Origin of the sequence: Halomonas organivorans (assembly GCF_014192055.1) — a bacterium.
Classification (GTDB): Bacteria; Pseudomonadota; Gammaproteobacteria; order Pseudomonadales; family Halomonadaceae; genus Halomonas; species Halomonas organivorans.
The window spans coordinates 258,264-278,237 of record NZ_JACHXM010000003.1 but is presented as its reverse complement, the minus strand read 5'-3'; the positions used below and the strand labels follow the sequence as shown (position 1 = coordinate 278,237).

Genomic DNA, 19,974 nt, shown 5'->3' with positions numbered 1-19,974 from the left:
CCGCTGGTGCTCGAGTGGTCGTCGCGGCGGGTAATCCGCCAGGTAAGGAAGGCCACCAGTCCCGTGAAGAACAGGAAGGAGGCGAGCGTGAGGGCATGCATATCGGAAAAATCCTTAATGACTGGCGCTTCTTGGCGATATCGTCGCGTTTGATGACGATTTTTTTGCTAACTTTACGAGCGTGCGGGGAGTCTAGGGGACTGCTGTGCCCATGCCATACGCCTTTCGTCTAACATCAGGCGGGCGGTATGGCGCCTGCCGGCACCGGTGTCACCCAGCCGAACAGCTGTGCCAGCAGCGGGGCGGCGGCAATCACGAAGCCCAGGATAGCGAGCAGTCGCCCCGTCCAGCGGTGGCGGGGCTTGCGTGCCAGGCTAAGCCCGGCGATGCAGACCAGCAGGCCGGCGATATTGAAGACGTAGCCGAGCATCTGGAGGAGGTGGTAGGCGGTCATGAACGGCTCCGGTCGGTGTTAAGGAAGCGGGGTGAGGCTGCTATGCTGGGAGACTATCAGCCGGGGCCGGCGTTTGGCTCCATTACCACAGGGAGGCAGTGACGCCATGGTTGGCCAGGATGCCCAGCGGGTGCTCGACTTCTGGTTCGGGGAATTGACCCCGGCGCAGTGGTTTCGCAAGGATGCCGGGCTCGATGACGAGATCCGCCGCCGTTTCGGGGCGACGCTCGAGGCCGCGCGGCGAGGCGAACTATGGACCTGGCGGCGTTCGGCGAAGGGACGGCTCGCCGAGGTAATCGTGCTGGACCAGTTCTCGCGCAACATCCACCGCAACAGCGCCGAGGCCTTCGCCGCCGACTCCCTGGCGCTGGTGCTCGCCCAGGAAGCGGTGCTGGCTGGGCTGGACGATGCGCTCGACGACGCCGAGCGAGCCTTCCTCTATATGCCGTACATGCACAGCGAATCGCTGGTCGTTCACGATGAGGCGCTGCGGCTGTTCTCGCGGCCCGGCCTCGGGGAAAACCTGCGCTTCGAGCACCGGCATCGCGATATCCTGATGCGTTTCGGGCGCTATCCCCATCGTAACGCCCTGCTTGGCCGGGCTTCGAGCGAGGAGGAGCTGGCCTTCCTGGAAGGCCCCGGGTCATCCTTCTGACATCGTGCCCGGGCGGCATCGGGCACTCGCAGTTCTCACCATCGACCGTAAACGGAAAAGGAGAGCGTCATGGGTATCATTGCCTGGTTGATCATCGGCGGGCTGGCGGGCTGGATCGCCGGCAACATCATGCGCGGCGGCGGCTTCGGCGTGCTGGGCAATATCGGGGTAGGCGTCGTCGGCGCGGTGGTCGGCGGTTTCCTGTTCAGCCTGCTGGGCCTCAAGGCCGGCGGCTTCATCGGCTCGCTGGTCACGGCGGTGGTGGGCGCCGTGGTATTGCTGTGGGTGATCGCGAAAGTGAAGAAAGCCTGACCCTCGGCGCTCGCCGGGGCCGACACGATCCCAAAAAACACGCCGCCCGGCCATTGGCCGGGCGGCGTGCGTTCGGGGCGCCGGAGAGAGTGGAATCAGGCGGTGGCGGCGGCCTGGCTACCGACCAGCTCCTTCAGGCACTCCTCGATGATGCCCAGGCCTTCCTCGAGCACCTCGTCCTCGATGGTGACCGGCATCAGGAAGCGAATGGTGTTGCCCCACAGGCCGCAGGACAGCAGGATCAGCCCCTTCTCGCGGGCCTTCTTGCACAGCGCGCCGGCCAGGTCGGCGTCCGGGGTGTGGTTGGCCTTGTCGGCGACCACGTCGAAGGCGGCCATGGCGCCCAGGTGACGGCCATTCGCCACGCAGTCGAAGGCCTGCTCCCACTGGTCGAAGCGCTTGCCCAGCTTGTCGCCGAGGGCCTGGCTCTTGTCGAGGATCTTCTCCTCCTCGAACACCTCCAGTACCGCCAGTACGGCCGCACAGGAGACCGGGCTGCCGGTGTAGGTGCCGCCCAGCGAGTTGCCGCCGGAGGCGTCCATCACCTTGTCGGTGCCGACCACGGCGGAGATCGGCATGCCGTCGGCCATGCTCTTGGCCATGGTGATGATGTCCGGCTCCACGCCGCTGTGCTCGATGGCGAACAGCTTGCCGGTGCGCCCGAAGCCCGACTGCACCTCATCGACGATCATCAGCATGCCGTGCTCGTCGCACAGCTCGCGGACCGCCTTGAGGAAGCTGGGCGAGGCGGCATAGAACCCGCCTTCGCCGAGTACCGGCTCGAGCACGATGGCCGCGGTGTTCTTCGGGTTGGCGTCGGTCTTCAGCGTCAGCTTCAGGCCACGCAGCGCTTCTTCCTCGCTGACCCCGTGGTAGGGCACCGGGTAGGGGGCGCGGAAGACGTTGCCCGGCATGCTGCCGAAGTCGGTGGCGTAGGGGGCGACCTTGCCGTTCATGGCCATGGTCATGAAGGTGCGGCCGTGGTAGCCGCCGGTGAAGCAGATCACGTTGTCGCGGCCGGTGGCGGCGCGGGCCACCTTGACGGCGTTCTCCAACGCCTCGGCGCCGGAGTTGGCCAGCATCACCTTGCCGTGGCCGCGTACCGGCGTGACCTGGCTGAGCTTCTCGGCGACCTTCACGTAGCCTTCATAGGGCATCACGGTCTGGCAGGTGTGCATCACCTTGTCCAACTGGTCCTTCACCGCCTGCACCACCTTGGGGTGGCGGTGGCCGATGTTGAGCACGCCGATACCGCCGGCGAAGTCGATGATGCGGTTGCCGTCGGCGTCCCAGATCAGGGCATTCTCGGCGCGGTCGGCAAACTGGGTGGCCGGGCTCGCGGCGCCGTTGGCGACGTAGCGCTGCTTGAGTTCGTTGAGTTGCGCGTTGTTCATGGGGTCCTCTCCTGGTGGGAAAGCGTTGCGGGGCTCAGAGCCCGCCGACACAGACGTATTTTAGTTCAGTGTATTCGTCCAGACCGTGGCGCGAGCCCTCGCGTCCCAGGCCGGATTCCTTGACGCCGCCGAACGGCGCCAGCTCGGTGGAGAGCAGCCCCTCGTTGACGGCCACCATGCCGTATTCGAGGCCTTCCATGACGCGCCAGATGCGCTGGTAGTCGCGGGCGTAGAAGTAGGCGGCCAGGCCGAACTCGGTAGCATTGGCCATGGCGATCGCCTGCTCGTCGTCGGTGAAGCGGAACACCGGCGCCAGCGGGCCGAAGGTCTCCTCGGTGGCGACGCGCATCTCGTCGGTGACGTCGGCGATCACCGTCGGCTGGAAGAAGGTGCCGCCCAGGGCGTGGGGTTCGCCGCCGCACACCAGTCGGCCGCCGCGCTCGAGGGCGTCGCCGATATGGGCGCTGACCTTGTCCACCGCGGCCGGATTGATCAGCGGACCCTGGACCACGCCATCCTCGAGGCCGTTGCCGACCTTGAGCTCGGCCACCCGAGCGGCGAGCTTGTCGAGGAAGACTTCATAGACGCCGTCCTGGACCAGCAGGCGGTTGGTGCACACGCAGGTCTGGCCGGAGTTGCGGAATTTCGAGGCAATCGCCCCTTCCACGGCCGCGTCCAGGTCGGCATCATCGAAGACGATGAAGGGCGCGTTGCCGCCGAGCTCCATGGAGGCTTTCTTGACGGTGCCGGCGCACTGGGCCAGCAGCCGCTTGCCCACCGGCGTGGAGCCGGTGAAGGATACCTTGCGCACGCGCGGGTCGGTGGTCAGCACCTCGCCGATCTCGGCCGGGCGGGCCGCGGTCACCACGTTGATCACGCCTGCCGGGAAGCCGGCGTCTTCGGCCAGCTTGGCCAGGGCCAGGGCGGTCAACGGCGTGGCCTCGGCCGGCTTGATCACCACCGGGCAGCCGGCGGCCAGCGCCGGGGCGCACTTGCGGGTGATCATGGCCAGCGGGAAGTTCCAGGGCGTGATGGCGGCGACCACGCCGATCGGTTCGCGAAAGACCAGGATGCGCTTGTCGGCGCCGTGGCTGGGCAGGGTCTCGCCGGCCACGCGCTTGGCTTCCTCGGCGTAGTACTCGACGAAGCTGGCGCCGTAGCCCACTTCACCGCGGGACTCGGCCAGCGGCTTTCCCTGCTCGCGGGTCATCAGCCGGGCCAGGGCCTCCTGATGGCTCATGATGCGCTCGTACCAGCCGCGCAGCAGGGCGGCGCGCTGCTTGGCGGTCTGGCGGCGCCATGCCGGCCAGGCCGCCTCGGCGGCGGCCACGGCCTCGCGGGCATCGTCGGCGCCCAGGTCGGGGACCTCGGCGAGGGTCTCGCCGGTGGCTGGGTCGGTCACGGGGAAGCGGCGCTCGGCGTCGCGCCACTGGCCGGCCACGTAGGCCTTGTCGATCAGCAGGTCGGTCTCGGCGGTCATGGGGTCTCTCGCTCAAGTGATCATCATGATTGACGAGTGTGCATTATTTAAAACACTCCGCCAAGCCCCGGTGAAGACTTTCGTATCGGGTTGATTCGGAGCATCGGCGTGGACGGTGCTTTCCGTTACACTATGTCGCCGAAATTCCCTGCGACGCTCGACGTCGCGACGAACCGTTGCATGCATGGCGAGGTGAGCCTTGGTCGATCCCCTTAATGCCTGGTGGGCCCAGCAGTTGGTGCTGTGTGACTGGGCCTTCGCTCCCGATCCCTTGACGCTGGAGGCCGAGGTGGCGACCGCTCGCCTGGAGAGTCTGGGGGTCGTCGACCGCGGTGAGCTGGGCTGGCGCCTGCTGGAAGCCCTTGGGGCCGGCGGCGGGACCGATCCGGCGCGGCTGCTGGCGGCCCTGGAGCTCGCCGCCCTGGGCGGGGCCGCCGGCTGGCTCGATACGGCCCGCGCCAGGGGATGGGCCCAGCGGATCGCCGAGGAGATCGGGGCGCATCACGACACCCTGGATCGTTGGTTGAGCGCGCTGTGCCGGGCACGCAGCGCCGATGGCTGGGTGCGGGGCGACGATGGCTTCAGCGAGGCCTGCGAGGCCCTGGCCGCTCTCGAGCATCAGGGCGAGGGCGTCACCTGGGATATGCTGCGTGAGTGGCTGGCCGGGCACCGCAGGCAGACCGCGCTGTGGCCGGAGGGCGCCATCGAGCGGGTCTGGCGGCTGCGCGCGGCGTTCAGTCCGATTCTTGAAGTCGCTCCCGCGCCGCTCGACTGGCAGGGGCTGGAGGAATGGCTGGCCGAGGCCTGGCAGGTTCAGGGGCGGGATGAACTGATCCGGGTATTGCTGTGGCTGGGCGCCCAGGGAGATCGACAGGCCTGGGACCTGGATGCCAGCCGGCTGCTGGCGGCAGCGCCCGAGGAACGCCGTGCCTGGTGGGAGGCGCTGCCGCCCCGCGATCAGCCCGGCGGCCGGGTGCTGTGCGACTTCGTGGAAGGCGGCGAACCCCTGGAGTGGGCCGCCTGGGACTGGCTGCGGCTGATCGACCTGGCCTGGGCAGGCGCCTGCATGGGCTGGTTGAGCGAGACGGAGGCGCAGCACTTTGCGCTCCACGGCGCCGATCTGGTCCTGCATCGCTACAGCGACTGGGTGGCGCTGGCCCGCGCCTATCAGCGCGGTCGCAGTCTGTTCGAGGCCCGCGACCTGCGCCCGGCCTTCGATGTCGACTGGTCGTTGCTGCTGTTGTCGCCGGTCAGCCCCTGGCGCACGCCGCTCCAGGGGCTGCTCGACGACGAGCTGCTGGAGGCTTCGCGCCAGGCCATGCGTGACTGGCGGCGTGATCCCCGCCACTGGGTGCTGGCCCTGGCCGCGGTGCGCGAGCCCGAGCTGGCGCTGCGCCAGGGCCTGGCGCCGGCGCTGCCGGAGGCGCGTCGCCAGGACGCCCGAACCTACCTGGCCGAGACCCTCGACCTGCACGCCGACGAAGGGGCCGAAGCCCTGGCCCGCTACTGGCTGCCGGCGCAGGCCCATCACCTCAATCAGCTGGCGGCGGATGCCGCCCACGGGGCCCTGCCGCCGGCCCAGACACCGTTCGGTCACCCAGCCCGCGCCGATGTGGCCGGCCGCGATGCCCTGGGCCAGGCCAGCCGCCATGCTGCGACCATCCACATGGCCGAGAAGTACGCCTTCCACCTGCAGATGGCCATGGACAGCGAGCTCTTCGATGCGCAGCGACTGGCCGAGCTGGCGACGGCCCTGCACGACTCGCTGTGCCGTTTCTACGCCAGTCCGCGCCGGCTGCTGTCGGCCTGGGCTCAGTGGGAGACGCTGCTGCCCGAGCCCGACCAGCCGTCGCTGGTTGCCGAGATCCGCTGGCACCTTGACGATCCGGGAAGCCTCTTTCACTGGCTGGACTGGCGGGGCGGCGAGTGGCAGGAACCCGGGCCGCGGCCGAGCCTGTCCCACTTCACCGCCATGGCGCTGGTGGGGCCGCTCAACAGCGCGGCCTGGAGCTTGCCCCAGCCCGAGAGCGAGCGGGAGTGCGGCTCGATCCGCGAGTGGGTCGATGGCCACTATGGCCTGCACGGTGCCGGTGAGCTTGCCGATTTCGTGGACTACCTGCTGGAGGCCGGGGATCGTCAGGAATACCAGATCAACTACGCGCCCTATACCCTCAATCCTGCGCGCTTGACCTCGGAGATCGCCACCCTGGAATCCGACGACTGCGGCGAGGAAGAGCGCAACCACCTGCTGCGCCTGCAGCGCGTGCGCGACGACGAGGATGACTGCAACGACCTCGACCTGACGGCCTGGGACCTGGCCCAGGCGGTGGACCTGGCGATCGCCGGACGCCAGCTGGGGTGGTTCGACGAGGGAGCCTTCCTCAAGTGCCTCGAGCGTGCGCATGCCCTGGCCGCTCGCCACTATGGCGGCTGGGAAGAGTACGCTCGTGGGCTCTACGCCGGCTTCTCCTTCTTCATGGGGGAGACGCCGGAGCGCGAGGCTTTCCTGAGCGGTTTCCGCCAGGCGCTGGTGAGCTGGCTGTCCGCGGCGCCGCCCCTGGCCGGTCCCTGGGCGAGCCTGGATTTCCCCGGGGCGCGGCCTCGGCACTGGGCGCCGATGCACGTCGATACCCTGCCCGGAGACGGCCGACAGCTGCATTGAGCCGCGTCGCTGGTTATGATGGCTCGGGGCGGCGCGGGTCATCGCTACGAGAAAGAGATAGATGAGGAGACAGGGATGTCGAAGTGGAGTCGTCTTGCGCTCGGTGGGCTGGCGCTGCTGCTGTTGAGCGGCTGCGCCGCCTCGGGTGGGCACCAGGCCCCGGTGGACGATTACTTCGCCCGTGACCTGCCGGGGCTGCCCGGCGGGCCGCGGATGTCACCCGTCGACAATCCCGTCCTGGCGCTGCGCGGCCTGCGTCAACCGCCACCGGCCCAGGTGAGGCAGGCCTTGCTCTCCGAGCATCAGCGCTGGCTTGGCACCCCTTACCGGCTGGGTGGTACCACGCGCCGCGGCATCGACTGCTCGGCCCTGGTCCAGCGGGTGTTCTCCGAGGCCTTCGGGCTTTCCCTGCCGCGCACGACCTCCCAGCAGGTCCGCGAAGGCGAGGCGGTGAGCCGCGATGCCCTGCGTCCCGGCGACCTGGTGTTCTTCCGGCCGCCGGGCTATTACCGCCACGTGGGCATCTATGTGGGGCAGGGGCGCTTCCTGCATGCCTCGACGTCGCGCGGCGTCAAGCTCTCTTCCCTGGACAACCGCTATTGGCGCCGCCACTACTGGCAGGCCCGCCGTCCTCTGGATGTCGTGCACATGGTGCAGCGCATCGAGGATCGTCCGTTCGTCCGCGGCGAAGGCTGAGGTGTCCCGGCCCGCCGCGTGTCAGCGGTGGGCCAGGGCGAAGTCGACGAAGGCGCGTTCGGCCCGTGACAGGTAGGCGCTTTCCTTCCAGGCCAGCGACAGTGACAGCCAGGCTGGCGGGTCGAAGGATACTGCCGCGAGCTCGGGTTCCTCGACGACCCGGCGCAGGAAGGTGGTGATGCCGAAGCCCTGGCGGACGATGGCCTTGGTCAGGGGAATCAGGTTCGACTCGAAGGCCACCTGGGCATCGGCGCCGGTCTCGCGAGCCAGGGCGTCGATGAACTCGCGATGGAAGTAACCGTCCTGGAAGACCACCAGGGGTTCGGCGAAGAAGGCTTCGGGCGTGATGCCCGAACGGCCGGCGAGGGGGTGGTCGCGGGGCACGCAAACCACCATTTCCTCGCGGGCCAGCGGTTGGCGCGTCAGGTGGCGGCTGGCGCCGTCGTCGATCACGACCCCCAGATCGAGCTCGCCGTCGGCGATCAGGCCCTGCAGACGCCGGGCGCCGGCTTCCACCACGGTCAGGCGGATCCCCGGATGGCGCGCCTTGAAGCCCATCAGCAGCGGCGGGAAATAGTAGGAACCGAGCATCGAGGGAATGCCGATGCGCAGCTCGCCCTTGACCAGCTCGTTGAGTTCACGCATTGCCAGGTGGGCGGCGTCGGCGCGGGCCAGCAGGTCGCGCGCGTGGCCGACCAGCGCCTCGCCCTCGGCGGTCAGGGCAATGCGTCGCTCGTGGCGGTGGAAAAGCGCGAGATCCAGGCGATGCTCCAGGTTGGCGATGGTCTGGCTGACCGCCGATTGGGCCAGATGCAGTGAGCGAGCGGCGGCGCTGAAGCCGCCGTGATCCACCACGGCCAGGAAGACGCTGAGGCTACGCAGATCGAAAGGTAGAGCCATAAGATTATCCGATGGTTGCCATCATGATCTTCTGTTTGGCTTATCATTATGAACCCCTGATCATGGACCACCAAATCGGAGGTGCCCATGATTGATGCCCACAGTCGCGCCTGGTGGCGCGCCACCCTGGCCTTGTGCCTGGGGTCCTTCCTCGTGTTCCTCAATCTGTACGTGGTGCAGCCGCTACTGCCTGAGTTGCACCAGGCCCATGGTGTTTCGACGCTGGCGGCGAACCTGGCCATGTCGCTTGCCACATTGTCGCTGGCGGCGGCGCTGCTGGTCTTCGGGCCGCTGTCGGATGCCATCGGCCGTGGCGGGATCATGCGTGTGACCCTGCTGGCGGCCGGCGTCCTGTCGTTGGTCCTGGCCTGGGCGCCCAATTTCGAGGTGTTGCTGGCGGTGCGTGTGCTGCAGGGCTTCGTGCTGGGGGGCCTGCCGGCGGTGGCCATCGCCTGGATGGGCGATGAGTTCGAGCGCTCGGCGATGCTGCCGGCCGTCGGGGTCTACATCGCCGCCAACACGCTGGGCGGTATTGCCGGGCGAGTGATCGGCGGCTGGGCCGCCGAGGCAGGCGGGATCTCGGCGAGTTTCCTGTCGGTCGGGGGCCTGACGCTGGCGGGGGTGGGGCTGTTCTGGTGGCTGCTGCCGTCGGCAAGGGGCTTCACGCCGCGCCGCTTCCGCCTCGGCGAGGCGTTTTCGGATCTCCTCGGTCACCTGCGCCAGCCTGCGCTGCGTAGCGCTTACCTGCTGGGCGGGCTCAATTTCCTGGTGTTCATCAACCTGTACAGCTATTTGACCTTTCGACTGGCGGCGGAGCCCTTCTCGCTGGATGCGCGCTGGCTGGGGCTGCTGTTCTTGACCTACCTGGGCGGCACGCTGGGTTCCTCGCTGTCCGGCCGGCTGGCACGGCGCGTCTCGCCGCCGACCTGCATGGCGCTGGGGACGCTGCTGCTGGCGGCCGGCATGTCCCTGACGCTCGCGGCCACGCTGCCGATCATTCTGGTTGGCCTCACCCTGGCGGCCTTCGGATTCTTCCTGGCCCACTCCATGGCCTCGGGCTGGGTGGGGCGCCAGGCCCGCCAGGCGCGGGGCAGCGCTTCGGCGCTGTACCTGGTGTTCTACTATCTCGGTGCGAGCCTCGGCGGGCTTTGGCTCGAGCCATTCTGGCGTGCGGCGGGATGGTCGGGTGCCCTGTCGGGCGGTGGCCTGGTGCTGGTCGTCACCCTGACGCTGGCCTGGCGACTGCGCCTTGGCGAGCGCCGCCAGGCCGGCGTCGATGCCGAGGTTCAGGGCATGCCGTGTGCCTCGGCCTCGTCGCCCCAGACCTCCTTCAAGCGGTCGGAGCGCCCGCAGGCCGACTTGTAGAAATGGTAGCGCACGGGATTCTTCTCGTAGAAGTCCTGGTGGTAGTCCTCGGCGGGATAAAAGGCCTCGAAGTCACGGATCTCGGTGCCGATCTCGCGGCCAAAACGCTCTGCCACGGCGTCGCGGCTGGCTTCGGCCATGGCGCGCTGTTCGCTGTTCATGGCGAAGATGACGCTCTGGTAGGTGGCACCGCGATCGCAGAACTGGCGATCCACGGCGAAGGGGTCGATATTGCGCCAGTAGACGTAGAGTAGCGTGCGATAGTCGACCACGGCCGGATCGTAGTCCACCTTCACCACCTCGATGTGGCCCGTGCCGCCGGACGAGACCTGATCGTAGCTGGGGTTCTTCACTTGGCCGCCGGAGAACCCCGAGGTCGTGTCCACGACGCCCTCGACTCGATCGTAGGCCTGCTCCATGCACCAGAAGCAGCCGCCGCCGAAGACGGCGCTCTCGGTCGTCGCAGCCGCGACGGGCGCGGCGAGGCCGGCGACGAGCAGGGGCCAGAGGCATGGGCGGGTAACGGTGTCGAACATGGGTCGCTCCTGAGCAAGGGAGATGCTAGATTCGATTACCTCAACAGCATAGCGGTTCCGTACAAGCCTTGTGCAAATTCTGTTTGTCAGGACACCGCCGCGTCCCCGTCCGAAGGGGCGTCCGCCAAGCCACAGGAGGGATCGAGTTGACCAAGCGACGCTTGCTGCTGCTGTGCCTCATCGCCTTCGTTTTCGCCGCCTTCTTTCTCTCCGGCGCCGACCAGGCGCTGACCCTAGACAACCTCAAGGGTGAACAGGCCCGCTTCCAGGCCTGGCTGGCCGAGGAACCGCTGACGGTGGCCGGTGGCTTCTTCGCGCTCTACGTGGCCATGGCGGCGTTGTCGCTGCCGGGGGCCGCCCTGCTGACGCTGCTCGGCGGGGCCCTGTTCGGCTTCGGCTGGGGATTGCTGCTGATCTCGTTTGCCAGCAGCCTTGGCGCGACCCTGGCCGCGCTGATCGCCCGTACCCTGCTGCAAGGGCCCCTGGAGCGGCGCTTTGCCGGCCCGCTCGAGCGCATCAACGCCGGGATTCGGCGCGAGGGAACCTTCTATCTCTTTACCCTGCGGCTGATCCCGCTGTTCCCCTTCTTCGTGATCAATCTGGTGATGGGCCTGACCCGCATGCCGCTGCGCACCTTCTACTGGGTCAGCCAGCTGGGGATGCTGCCCGGCACGGCGGTGTACGTGAACGCCGGACGCGAACTGGGCGATCTCGATTCGCTGGCCGGCATCCTGTCGCCGGGGCTGATCGGCTCCTTCGTGCTGGTCGGGCTCTTTCCCTGGCTGGCTCGGGCGCTGGTGAGCGTGGCCAAGCGACGCCGGCTGGCCCGGCGCTTCGCGCGGCCGGCCCGCTTCGATCACGATGTCGTGGTGATCGGCGGCGGTTCGGCGGGGCTGGTGGCCAGCTATATCGCTGCCGCGGTCAATGCCCGGGTGGCGTTGGTGGAGCGCGACCGGCTGGGCGGTGACTGCCTGAATACCGGCTGCGTGCCCTCCAAGGCACTGATCCGTGCGGCGCGCAGCGTCGCCGAGATACGCCGTGCGCCGCGTTACGGCGTCGAGGTCGGCGCGCCGCGGGTCGATTTCTCCGCCGTCATGGCGCATGTGCATCGGGCGATCCAAGAGATCGAGCCCCACGACAGCCGCGAGCGCTACGAGGGCCTCGGCGTCGAGGTCGTCGGAGGCGAGGCGTGGTTGGCGGACCCTTGGCACGTGCGTGTACGCGAGGAGAACGGCGAGCGGGTACTGACGACCCGGCACGTGATCATCGCCAGCGGCGCCTCGCCCTGGGTGCCGCCACTGCCGGGGCTTGAATCGGTCGAGGTGCTGACTTCCGACACGCTGTGGCAGCTCGAGACACTGCCCGACCGGCTGCTGGTGCTGGGCGGCGGCCCCATCGGCTGTGAGCTGGGGCAGAGCTTCGCGCGGCTGGGCAGCCGCGTGACCCTGGTGGAGATGGGCGCCCAGCTGCTGCCCCGCGAGGACGACGACGCGGCCGCCGAGGTCGAGGCGCGACTGTCGGAGGAGGGCATCGCGGTGCGCCTGAATGCGAAGGCGCTGCGAGCAGTGGCGCGGGAGGAGGGCGGACACGGCTTGGAGATCGAGACAGGGGAGGGCACCGAGGTCCTGCCCTTCGATCGGCTGCTGGTGGCGGTTGGCCGGCGCGCCAACGTCGAAGGCATGGGGCTTGAGGCGCTGGGCGTCGAGACCCGCCCTGACGGGACCCTGGCGGTCGACGAGACGCTGCGCTCCGTCTTGCCCAACGTCTGGGCCTGCGGCGACGTGGCGGGGCCATTCCAACTGACCCACGCCGGCGCCCATCAGGCCTGGCACGCCACGGTCAACGCCCTGTTCGGCGAGGTCAGGCGCTTCCGGGTCGGCTATCGTGCCCTGCCCGCGGTGACCTTCACCGACCCGGAAGTGGCACGGGTCGGCCTCAACGAGCAAGAGGCACGGGCGCAGGGTGTCGCCTTCGAGGTCACCCGCTATGCGCTCTCCGAGCTGGACCGGGCCATCGCCGACGGCCAGCGGGACGGTTTCGTCAAGGTGCTCACCGTGCCCGGCAAGGACCGCCTGCTGGGCGCGACGCTGGTTGGAGCGGGGGCGGGCGAGATGCTTGCCGAGTTCACCCTGGCCATGACCCACGGCATCGGCCTGAACAAGCTGCTTGGCACCGTGCATCCCTATCCGACCCGCAGCGAGGCGGTGAAGGCCACCGCCGGGGTGTGGAAAAACGCTCACAAGCCGGCGCGAGTGCTGGGCTGGCTGGCCCGCTACTTCGCCTGGCGCCGCGGCGAGGACACGACGCGAAGGGGGAAGGGGAAACCGGATGCTTGATCGCTGGACCATGCCGCTGACCCAGCGGCCGCTGAGGGTCATGGCTCGGGGGCTGGCAAAGGTCGGCGTGTCACCCGATCAGGTGACGATCACGGCCTTCGTGATCGGACTGCTGGCGCTGCCGCTGCTGGCCATGGAGGCTTATGGCGCGGCGCTGGTGGCGATCCTGCTCAATCGTCTGGGCGACGGCCTGGACGGTGCCCTGGCGCGATTGACCGGTCGAGCCAGCGATGCCGGCGGCTTCCTCGACATTGGCCTGGACTTCGTCTTCTATGCTGCCGTGGTGCTGGGCTTCGCCCTGGCGAATCCGGCCGCCAACGCCCTGGCGGCGAGCCTGCTGCTGTTCGCCTTCATCGGTACCGGGACCTCGTTTCTGGCCTTTGCGATCATGGCCGCCCGGCACGCCCTCGACCGGCCGCGTTTCCCGCGCAAGGCCTTCTACTACCTGAACGGCCTGACCGAGGGCACCGAGACCGTCGTGGCGCTAGTGGCCTTCTGCCTGTGGCCGGGGTATTTTCCGCTGCTGGCAACAGTGTTTGCGGCGGCCTGCCTGATCACCACCGCGACCCGGCTGGCGGGCGGCTACCTGACCCTCAAGTCACTGCCGTCGGTGTCGCACTGAGCGGCCTCCGGACATGAAAAAGGGCAGCCCTTGGCTGCCCTTGGTGTCACGGGAGGTGGTGCGAGTCTCAGTGCTCGTGGCCGCCTTCACCGTGGACGTGGCCGTGCTCGACCTCCTCTTCGCTGGCCTCGCGAACCTCGGCGATCTCGACGTCGAAATTCAGGGTCTGGCCGGCCAGCGGATGGTTGCCGTCGACGGTCACGGTGTCGCCTTCGACCTTGGTCACGGTGACCATCAGCGGGCCGCCCTGGGTCTGGGCCTGGAACTGCATGCCGGCTTCCACGTTCTCGACGCCCTGGAAGGCATCGCGCGGGACTTCCTGCACCAGCTGCGGCTGCACCTCGCCGTAGCCCTCTTCCGGAGCGACCTTGGCCTGGAGCTTGTCGCCTGCCGTACGACCTTCCATTTCCTTCTCGAGGCCCGGGATGATGTTGCCGGCGCCGTGGAGATACGTCAGCGGCTCACGGCCTTCCGAGCTGTCCAGCACTTCACCTGCATCGTTGGTCAGGGTGTAGTGGAAGGCGACAACGGAATTCTGCGCGATCTGCATTGATGAACCTATAGGTGAGTGCATGTAAAAGCGCATGGTAACGTGGCATCCCGGGAGCTGTCAGTGGCGTGAAGAGATTTTTCAGCTTGTCCAGGGCAATCCTGAGTGCGATTCACGCCCTCGATGACGGTTGCGTGCCCCCGAAGGCAGGGATACCCTTGCTGCGACACTTTCTCCTCTTCCATCATCCGTCCCCTGCTGGAGACCACCATGACAGTGACCGTCATCTGGCTGATCGCCTTCGCCGTGATCCTCTATCTGTGCCTCAATCGCTGGGAGGCCTCCGTCAGCGGGGCGCTCGACAAGCTGCTGCCGGCGGCCCTGCGCAGCGAAGATGACCGTTGGGTGTGGAGCCCGGCCATCGCGGTACTGATTGCCACTGCCATCGTGCGCCCCGTGGATCTGCTGCTGACGCTGATCCTGGTGGCCCTGATCGCGCTGGTCGGCGGCAAGCTGGTGTGCTGGGCGATGAACAAGGCCCGCTTCCACTGACAGCGGTTTTCTCCCTTCATGCAAGAGGCCCGCGGCGATTGCCGCGGGCCTCTTGCGTCCAGCGCCGCTTCACGTCACGGCTCAGTAGGGGGCAACGCTGACGCTGCTGCCGCTGCCGATCATGCGGACCCGCTGACCGACCTGGAAAGCCTGGTCGGCCTTCTGCACTACCACCACGGTCTGGCCGGTGTCCTTGCGGATCTCGAGTTCCCAGGCATCGACGCGGTTGGTGGACTCTTCGATCTTGCTCCCGGCTACGGCACCGCCGATGGCGCCAGCCACGGTGGCCAGCTGGCGGCCCGAACCGCCGCCGACCTGGTTGCCGAGCAGGCCGCCGATGACAGCACCGCCGCCGCTACCCAGCAGGCCGCCAGCACGGCTGTCGGCCTGGATCTGCACGCGGCGCATGGCAGTGATGGTGCCGACGGTGACGTTCTGGGCGGCCTTGGCCTGATTGCCGGAATAGACGTTGCCCGAGTAGGGCGAGGTATTGGCGCAGCCGGCCAGGGTCAGGGTGCCCAGCACCAGTACGGGTAGAAGACGCTTCATGTGTGACCTCCTTGCCAAGGATGTTGGTGACGGCGACGTTGGTCGATAACGTGCTGTCGGAAAAGGTAAACGGTGGAAGGATTCGCCTCCGAGTCTATCCCGAGGGTATGAGTTTGACCAGCGACCGGCGAAGTGGTGCACTCACTCTGCGGTGCCGAGATGCCATACTCGGCGTCTCGATATTCCCATCAAAAAGCCCACCCGCGCCTGGCGGCGGGGTGGGCAGAAGATGTAATCGGTGATGAGCGAACGGGCGTTTATTCTTCCTCGTCCAGTGTCTGGGCCTCACCGGCCAGCACTTCGTCCCAGGCGTCATCGAGCGAGTAGCCCACACGGTTGTCGATGGTGTCGATCACCTCGACGGCGTGCTGCAGAGACTCCCGATTTCCCTTCAGGGCCAGCACGAGTTTGGCCAGATCCTGCTTGCTGAACGTGCTGGCAATGAGGTCGGCTTGTTGGCTCAGTTCGATGCAGTTCATGTGTAACACCTCTTGATCAGGCCATTCGCAGCGTTGGATAACGGCTCGCCAGAGCCCGCCATCCGCGATGGCATTGTTGTGTGCTTGCTACTCATGCCGGGCCGGGTAAGTGCCCGTTGCTGCAATTGCGAAGTGGTCACAAGCTTGGTCAGACCATCGCCTCTGGCGCCAGGATCCTCTATAAAAGCGCCTTGGTGTGTAGCCCAGTGCAGGATCGCGAATCGGGGTAACGACACTCTTGCCTGCTCTGTAAGTTGACTATGGTGCAGGACAGCAAGCATCACCATGCCTCATTGGGCGCACGACGGGTTGTAGCCCGACTACATCGCGCCCGAAAGACGTGGATCGCTGTCATGGGATTTCACGCGGGCGGTGTGAAACGGCCGACGTCGGGGTCGGGACGTCGCTCGGATGTGCGTTGCATTCGCTGAAGCATCGCCAGTGTTCGGCGAATGGCCCCGGCGTCGACAGTACGCCGGCATGGGGGGATGGCAGGGGCTCGAAAACGGCACAAAACGGTTCATCGCAGATCAGCGTGAAGCCACTGCCGAGCCCGGTTCGGCATGCTGAGCGTGCTCTTCGAGGGAGCGATCTCCAGATTCGGTCCGACGCATCGGCGATAGCGGCATCGCTTCAGGATCTTCCCCCGGGCGCCTATCGCCCAATCATTGGGCTCCCACGAAGACCTGCGCAGTGGCGCTGATCCGCTGAGGGAGCTCCTCAAAGGAGGTGCGATGTTGCCCGTCGGGCCTTGAGGGGAGCCAAAGCGCCGGACCGAGGGCCGCAAACGGTATTCATGCCAAGGTGCAGGGAATCACAAAAAAGGGGAGGCAAGGCCTCCCCAGGGATCTCGACAGTATCGCTCAGCCGAACTGGTTCATGGTGTTGTCCTTGCCACCGGCCTTGAGGGCCGCCTCTCCGTGGAAGAACTCCTTGTGGTCGTCGCCGATATTGGAGCCGGCCATGTCCTGGTGCTTGACGGTGGCGATGCCCTCGCGGATCTCGCGGCGCTGGACGCCCGCCACGTAGGCCAGCATGCCCTCGTCGCCGAAGTAACCCTTGGCCAGGCTGTCGGTGGACAGGGCCGCGGTGTGGTAGGTGGGCAGGGTGATCAGGTGATGGAAGATGCCTGCCTCGCGCGCCCCGTCGCGCTGGAAGTTCTGGGTCCATTCGTCGGCCAGTCGACCCAGCTCGGTGTCGTCGTACTCGGCGCTCATCAGCCGGGCGCGATCATAGGCGGAGACATCACGGCCCTCGGCCTCCCAGGCGTCGAATACCTGCTGGCGGAAGTTCAGGGTCCAGTTGAAGGACGGCGAGTTGTTGTAGACCAGCTTGGCGTCCGGGCAGACCTCGCGGATGCGATCCACCATGCCCTTGATCTGGCCGACGTGGGGCTTCTCGGTCTCGATCCACAGCAGGTCGGCACCGTTCTGCAGGCTGGTGATGCAGTCCAGCACCACCCGGTCCTCGCCGGTGCCCGGCTTGAACTGGTAGAGGCCGGAGGCCAGGCGCTTGACCTTGACCAGCTTGCCGTTCTGCTTGATCACCACGTCGCCGTTGGCGATATCGTCCGCCGAGGCGATCTCGTCGCCGTCCAGGTAGCTGTTGTACTGGTCGCCCAGGTCGCCAGGCTCCTTGGTCACGGCAATCTTCTGGGTCAGCCCGGCTCCCAGGGAGTCGGTGCGGGCGACGATGACGCCATCTTCCACGCCGAGCTCCAGGAAGGCATAGCGCACGGCGTTGATCTTGGCGATGAAGTCCTCGTGGGGCACGGTGACCTTACCATCCTGGTGCCCGCACTGCTTCTCGTCGGAGACCTGGTTCTCGAGCTGGATGCAGCAGGCGCCGGCTTCGATCATCTTCCTGGCCAGCAGGTAGGTGGCCTCGGCGTTGCCGAAGCCAGCGTCGATATCGGCGATGATCGGCACCACGTGGGTCTCGTGGGCGTCGATCCTGGCGATCAGCTCGTCGGCCCGGGCCTGGTCACCGGCCTGCCTGGCCGCCTCGAGGTCGCGGAACTGGTGGTTGAGCTCCCAGCTGTCGGCCTGGCGCAGGAAGGTGTAGAGCTCCTCGATCAGCGCCGGCACGCTGGTCTTCTCGTGCATCGACTGGTCGGGCAGCGGGCCGAACTCGGAGCGCAGCGCGGCGACCATCCAGCCGGAGAGGTAGAGGTAGCGCCCCTTGGTGTGGCCGAAGTGCTTCTTGATGGAGATCATCTTCTGCTGGCCGATGAAGCCGTGCCAGCAGCCCAACGACTGGGTGTACTGCGAGGTGTCGGCGTCATAGGCCGACATGTCCTCGCGCATGATCCTGGCGGTGTAGCGGGCGATGTCCAGGCCGGTCTGGAAGCGGTTCTGGAGACGCATCCGGGCGGCGTGTGCCGGATCGATGTTGTCCCACTTGCCGCGCTGGGCCTCGCGGAGCTGGGCCAGGGTCTTGAGTTGGTCGTTGAATGCTGCCATGAAGCCGTCCTCTTCTGCGGGGGAGTCGCGTCGCGGGCCGGTGTGGCGTCGTTGCCACTGAGCTCCTCGACGAAGCGTGATGCTGCAACTGCGAAGTCTCGTTCAGGTTCGTCCGCTTCCCCGAGCCTGTCTCTAGGGCCTTGGTCGAACCTCAGCGGGTCGGGAAGCCTGGGCTGACTACATGAACAAGCGTTCGTTTCCAGGCCTTCCTCGTTCGCCTTGGCATTCACTATGGGCCGTCATGGCGCGGCTCAACAATTGATCCTTGGGGGCAGAGAGGGTTGTAGCCCGACTACAGGAGGGGGCTTGGAAGTGGGTTTCCTGTAGTCGGATTTCCTGTCAGGCGTGCAGAAGGAGTGTCAGGCGTCGAGGTCAAGGGCCATGTTGCGGTGCGGAATTCCGGCGTCCAGGAAGGTCTCGCCATGGGCCTGGAAGCCCAGGCGTTCGTAGAAGGCCAGGGCGTGAGTCTGGGCGGCGAGTTCCACGGTCGAAAAGCCGCGGCGACGGGCGGCAATGATCGCGGCCTTCATCAGCGCCAGCCCGATACCCAGGCCGCGGGCTTCCGCCAGCACGGCGACGCGACCGATATGGCCGTCGGGCAGCAGCCGGGCGGTGCCCACGGTTCGGCCGTCGGCGAGGGCGAGGAAGTGCACGCACTGCGGGTCGCGGCCGTCCCATTCTTCCTCCCGGGGCACGGCCTGCTCCTCGATGAAGACCACGCGGCGGATCTCGCCGGCCGCCTCGCCAAGGGTGGCCCAGTCGCCTTCGCGAATCTCGATGTCGTGGCTCACGGGGTCACTCCTGTTCATCGTGCCACCAGCAAAGGCTGCCGGCATCGAGCAGGTGGGTCAGCACGCGCGGGGCGTCGTCGAAGGTCAGCAGCTCGGCGTCGACCGGCTCGCCGCCCGTCAGGGCGCGGGCCAGGGCGGTGGAGCAGACCAGGCCATCGCCGTCGACGAACAGCGTGGCGTGCTCGTCGTCCAGCGCCCGCCAGGCGAAGCGCGAGCCGGGGCTGCGCTCCAGCGTCTCGCCGTCCTGTAGTGCGGCGACAAGCTCGTCGGGGGCGGTAGGCGTCTCGCTGGCCACCAGCTGGTCGACGTACTTGGGCTGGGTCATCACGCGGCCGAACCACTGGGCCAGCTGGTCCGGATCGTCGAGGGTCTCGAGGATCAGTGCCCGCATTCGCTCAAGGGCTGTGTCGTCGAGCTCGGCCGGATCGGCGGGCGGCGCCATGCCGGCGTCTGCGTAGCGCAGCGAGGGCGGCAGCTGCTCGCCGATGTAGTCGGCGTACGAGGTCACGGCCTCGTCGGCGGAGGGGGCACGAAAGCCCACCGAGAAGGTCATGCAGTCGCTGGACTGGCTGACGCCGTGGTGGGCCCAGCCCGGCGGCAGGTAGAGCATGTCGCCCGGTTCAAGCACCCAGTCGGCGTCGGTCTCGACCTCGAAGGTCTCGAGGATGCGCAGGTCAATGCCCTGGAGGATCGGGGCGTCGTCGGCGACCTTGCCGCCGAGCTGCCAGCGGCGTTGGCCGCTGGCCTGGAGCAGGAAGACGTCGTACTGGTCGACGTGGGGGCCGACGCTGCCACCGGGCGGGGCGTAGCTGACCATGATGTCATCGAGGCGCCAGCTGGGCAGGAAGTCGAAGGTCTCGAGCAGCTCGGCGACCTCGGGCACGTAGTGGTCCACGGCCTGGACCAGCAGGGTCCAGTCGCGTTCCGGCAGGCGGGCGAAGGTGGTCTCGTCGAAGGGGCCGTGGCTGACCTGCCAGGGGCCGTCGGGGCCGTGCTCCTCGACCAGGCGCGCCTCTATGTTGTCCTCGCAGGCCAGGCCGGCGAGCTCGTCGGGCTCGAGCGGGCTCTCGAAGCCGGGGATGGCGCCGCGGATCAGCAACGGGCGGCGCTGCCAGTGGTCGCGCAGGAAGTCGGCGGCGGTGAGGCCGCCGAGCAGGGGGAGGGGGGCGTCTCGGAACTGTCGTGGCTCTCGGGGCATGGGGCTCGCGCTCGCTGAAGGGATGAAACGGCGACAGGCGC

Annotated in this window: 19 protein-coding genes; 8 read left to right on the top strand and 11 right to left on the bottom strand. The window is 67.5% G+C overall.

Annotated elements, in window-relative coordinates:
* Window positions 1-235: 235 nt before the first annotated feature.
* Window positions 236-454: a hypothetical protein gene (locus tag FHR96_RS05670; RefSeq protein WP_183386691.1), complete on the bottom strand. Its 219-nt coding sequence runs from the start codon at window positions 452-454 to the stop codon at window positions 236-238.
* A gap of 106 nt (window positions 455-560) precedes the next feature.
* On the opposite strand from FHR96_RS05670, the gene FHR96_RS05665 reads away from it, so the two are divergent.
* Window positions 561-1,109 (top strand): DUF924 family protein, encoded by a 549-nt coding sequence (locus FHR96_RS05665; protein WP_183386690.1) that lies wholly within the window; start codon window positions 561-563, stop codon window positions 1,107-1,109.
* A 69-nt stretch (window positions 1,110-1,178) separates the two neighbouring features.
* The gene (locus FHR96_RS05660) at window positions 1,179-1,421 is read left to right on the top strand and encodes a GlsB/YeaQ/YmgE family stress response membrane protein (protein WP_183386689.1); all 243 of its coding nucleotides are present in this window, start codon (window positions 1,179-1,181) and stop codon (window positions 1,419-1,421) included.
* Window positions 1,422-1,516: 95 nt separating this feature from the next.
* On the opposite strand, the gene gabT is transcribed toward FHR96_RS05660, so the two are convergent.
* Together gabT and FHR96_RS05650 are read right to left on the bottom strand one after the other, a co-directional pair.
* On the bottom strand, window positions 1,517-2,815 hold the full coding sequence (gene gabT / locus FHR96_RS05655) for a 4-aminobutyrate--2-oxoglutarate transaminase (protein WP_183386688.1): 1,299 nt from the start codon (window positions 2,813-2,815) through the stop codon (window positions 1,517-1,519).
* Window positions 2,816-2,849: 34 nt separating this feature from the next.
* Entirely contained in the window at window positions 2,850-4,295 is a 1,446-nt protein-coding gene (locus tag FHR96_RS05650) for an NAD-dependent succinate-semialdehyde dehydrogenase (RefSeq protein ID WP_183386687.1), read from the bottom strand.
* 199 nt (window positions 4,296-4,494) lie between these two features.
* Between FHR96_RS05650 and FHR96_RS05645 the strand changes: the two genes are divergently transcribed.
* Together FHR96_RS05645 and FHR96_RS05640 are read left to right on the top strand one after the other, a co-directional pair.
* Complete coding sequence (locus FHR96_RS05645) at window positions 4,495-6,957, top strand: DUF1266 domain-containing protein (RefSeq protein ID WP_183386686.1); 2,463 nt, start codon at window positions 4,495-4,497, stop codon at window positions 6,955-6,957.
* Window positions 6,958-7,032: 75 nt separating this feature from the next.
* Window positions 7,033-7,653, top strand: coding sequence for a C40 family peptidase (locus FHR96_RS05640; RefSeq protein WP_183386685.1), 621 nt, complete (start codon window positions 7,033-7,035; stop codon window positions 7,651-7,653).
* Between the two features lie 21 nt (window positions 7,654-7,674).
* Here the strand turns inward: FHR96_RS05640 and FHR96_RS05635 are convergent, their stop codons facing one another.
* Window positions 7,675-8,553, bottom strand: a complete 879-nt coding sequence (locus FHR96_RS05635; protein WP_183386684.1) for a LysR family transcriptional regulator — start codon at window positions 8,551-8,553, stop codon at window positions 7,675-7,677.
* An 87-nt stretch (window positions 8,554-8,640) separates the two neighbouring features.
* Between FHR96_RS05635 and FHR96_RS05630 the strand changes: the two genes are divergently transcribed.
* Window positions 8,641-9,918: an MFS transporter gene (locus tag FHR96_RS05630; protein WP_183386683.1), complete on the top strand. Its 1,278-nt coding sequence runs from the start codon at window positions 8,641-8,643 to the stop codon at window positions 9,916-9,918.
* Here FHR96_RS05630 and msrA read toward each other — a convergent pair.
* On the bottom strand, window positions 9,840-10,454 hold the full coding sequence (msrA, locus tag FHR96_RS05625) for a peptide-methionine (S)-S-oxide reductase MsrA (protein WP_183386682.1): 615 nt from the start codon (window positions 10,452-10,454) through the stop codon (window positions 9,840-9,842). The two genes, FHR96_RS05630 and msrA, sit on opposite strands and share 79 nt — an antisense overlap.
* A 146-nt stretch (window positions 10,455-10,600) precedes the next feature.
* On the opposite strand from msrA, the gene FHR96_RS05620 reads away from it, so the two are divergent.
* Both FHR96_RS05620 and FHR96_RS05615 read left to right on the top strand, forming a co-directional pair.
* The gene (locus tag FHR96_RS05620) at window positions 10,601-12,790 is read left to right on the top strand and encodes an FAD-dependent oxidoreductase (protein WP_183386681.1); all 2,190 of its coding nucleotides are present in this window, start codon (window positions 10,601-10,603) and stop codon (window positions 12,788-12,790) included.
* A complete protein-coding gene (locus FHR96_RS05615) occupies window positions 12,783-13,412 on the top strand; it encodes a CDP-alcohol phosphatidyltransferase family protein (RefSeq protein ID WP_183386680.1) in 630 nt (209 codons plus the stop codon). The genes FHR96_RS05620 and FHR96_RS05615 overlap by 8 nt, the downstream gene beginning before the upstream one ends.
* Before the next feature lie 67 nt (window positions 13,413-13,479).
* Here the strand turns inward: FHR96_RS05615 and FHR96_RS05610 are convergent, their stop codons facing one another.
* Entirely contained in the window at window positions 13,480-13,962 is a 483-nt protein-coding gene (locus tag FHR96_RS05610; protein ID WP_183386679.1) for an FKBP-type peptidyl-prolyl cis-trans isomerase, read from the bottom strand.
* A 210-nt stretch (window positions 13,963-14,172) separates the two neighbouring features.
* Here FHR96_RS05610 and FHR96_RS05605 point away from each other — a divergent pair, with 210 nt between their 5' ends.
* Window positions 14,173-14,454 carry a hypothetical protein gene (locus FHR96_RS05605; RefSeq protein WP_183386678.1) on the top strand — a complete coding sequence of 94 codons (282 nt, stop codon included), beginning with the start codon at window positions 14,173-14,175 and terminating at the stop codon, window positions 14,452-14,454.
* Between the two features lie 81 nt (window positions 14,455-14,535).
* Here the strand turns inward: FHR96_RS05605 and FHR96_RS05600 are convergent, their stop codons facing one another.
* The 5 genes from FHR96_RS05600 to FHR96_RS05580 all read right to left on the bottom strand — a co-directional run bounded on the left by FHR96_RS05600 (window position 14,536) and on the right by FHR96_RS05580 (window position 19,933).
* On the bottom strand, window positions 14,536-15,003 hold the full coding sequence (locus FHR96_RS05600) for an outer membrane lipoprotein (protein ID WP_183386677.1): 468 nt from the start codon (window positions 15,001-15,003) through the stop codon (window positions 14,536-14,538).
* A gap of 257 nt (window positions 15,004-15,260) precedes the next feature.
* Entirely contained in the window at window positions 15,261-15,482 is a 222-nt protein-coding gene (locus FHR96_RS05595; protein ID WP_183386676.1) for a hypothetical protein, read from the bottom strand.
* 863 nt (window positions 15,483-16,345) lie between these two features.
* Complete coding sequence (locus FHR96_RS05590) at window positions 16,346-17,944, bottom strand: isocitrate lyase (protein WP_183386675.1); 1,599 nt, start codon at window positions 17,942-17,944, stop codon at window positions 16,346-16,348.
* A 359-nt stretch (window positions 17,945-18,303) separates the two neighbouring features.
* On the bottom strand, window positions 18,304-18,735 hold the full coding sequence (locus tag FHR96_RS05585; RefSeq protein WP_343066335.1) for a GNAT family N-acetyltransferase: 432 nt from the start codon (window positions 18,733-18,735) through the stop codon (window positions 18,304-18,306).
* A 4-nt stretch (window positions 18,736-18,739) separates the two neighbouring features.
* The gene (locus FHR96_RS05580) at window positions 18,740-19,933 is read right to left on the bottom strand and encodes a cupin domain-containing protein (RefSeq protein ID WP_183386673.1); all 1,194 of its coding nucleotides are present in this window, start codon (window positions 19,931-19,933) and stop codon (window positions 18,740-18,742) included.
* Window positions 19,934-19,974 lie beyond the last annotated feature (41 nt).

Excerpts from the sequence above, each read along its gene's own strand:
- FHR96_RS05635 (WP_183386684.1), bottom strand. The coding sequence starts at position 8,553 with ATGGCTCTACCTTTCGATCTGCGTAGCCTCAGCGTCTTCCTGGCCGTG.
- FHR96_RS05660 (WP_183386689.1), top strand. The coding sequence starts at position 1,179 with ATGGGTATCATTGCCTGGTTGATCATCGGCGGGCTGGCGGGCTGGATC.
- FHR96_RS05630 (WP_183386683.1), top strand. The coding sequence starts at position 8,641 with ATGATTGATGCCCACAGTCGCGCCTGGTGGCGCGCCACCCTGGCCTTG.
- FHR96_RS05665 (WP_183386690.1), top strand. The coding sequence starts at position 561 with ATGGTTGGCCAGGATGCCCAGCGGGTGCTCGACTTCTGGTTCGGGGAA.
- FHR96_RS05650 (WP_183386687.1), bottom strand. The coding sequence starts at position 4,295 with ATGACCGCCGAGACCGACCTGCTGATCGACAAGGCCTACGTGGCCGGC.
- gabT (WP_183386688.1), bottom strand. The coding sequence starts at position 2,815 with ATGAACAACGCGCAACTCAACGAACTCAAGCAGCGCTACGTCGCCAAC.
- FHR96_RS05610 (WP_183386679.1), bottom strand. The coding sequence starts at position 13,962 with ATGCAGATCGCGCAGAATTCCGTTGTCGCCTTCCACTACACCCTGACC.
- msrA (WP_183386682.1), bottom strand. The coding sequence starts at position 10,454 with ATGTTCGACACCGTTACCCGCCCATGCCTCTGGCCCCTGCTCGTCGCC.
- FHR96_RS05640 (WP_183386685.1), top strand. The coding sequence starts at position 7,033 with ATGTCGAAGTGGAGTCGTCTTGCGCTCGGTGGGCTGGCGCTGCTGCTG.
- FHR96_RS05615 (WP_183386680.1), top strand. The coding sequence starts at position 12,783 with ATGCTTGATCGCTGGACCATGCCGCTGACCCAGCGGCCGCTGAGGGTC.
- FHR96_RS05670 (WP_183386691.1), bottom strand. The coding sequence starts at position 454 with ATGACCGCCTACCACCTCCTCCAGATGCTCGGCTACGTCTTCAATATC.
- FHR96_RS05580 (WP_183386673.1), bottom strand. The coding sequence starts at position 19,933 with ATGCCCCGAGAGCCACGACAGTTCCGAGACGCCCCCCTCCCCCTGCTC.
- FHR96_RS05595 (WP_183386676.1), bottom strand. The coding sequence starts at position 15,482 with ATGAACTGCATCGAACTGAGCCAACAAGCCGACCTCATTGCCAGCACG.
- FHR96_RS05600 (WP_183386677.1), bottom strand. The coding sequence starts at position 15,003 with ATGAAGCGTCTTCTACCCGTACTGGTGCTGGGCACCCTGACCCTGGCC.
- FHR96_RS05605 (WP_183386678.1), top strand. The coding sequence starts at position 14,173 with ATGACAGTGACCGTCATCTGGCTGATCGCCTTCGCCGTGATCCTCTAT.
- FHR96_RS05590 (WP_183386675.1), bottom strand. The coding sequence starts at position 17,944 with ATGGCAGCATTCAACGACCAACTCAAGACCCTGGCCCAGCTCCGCGAG.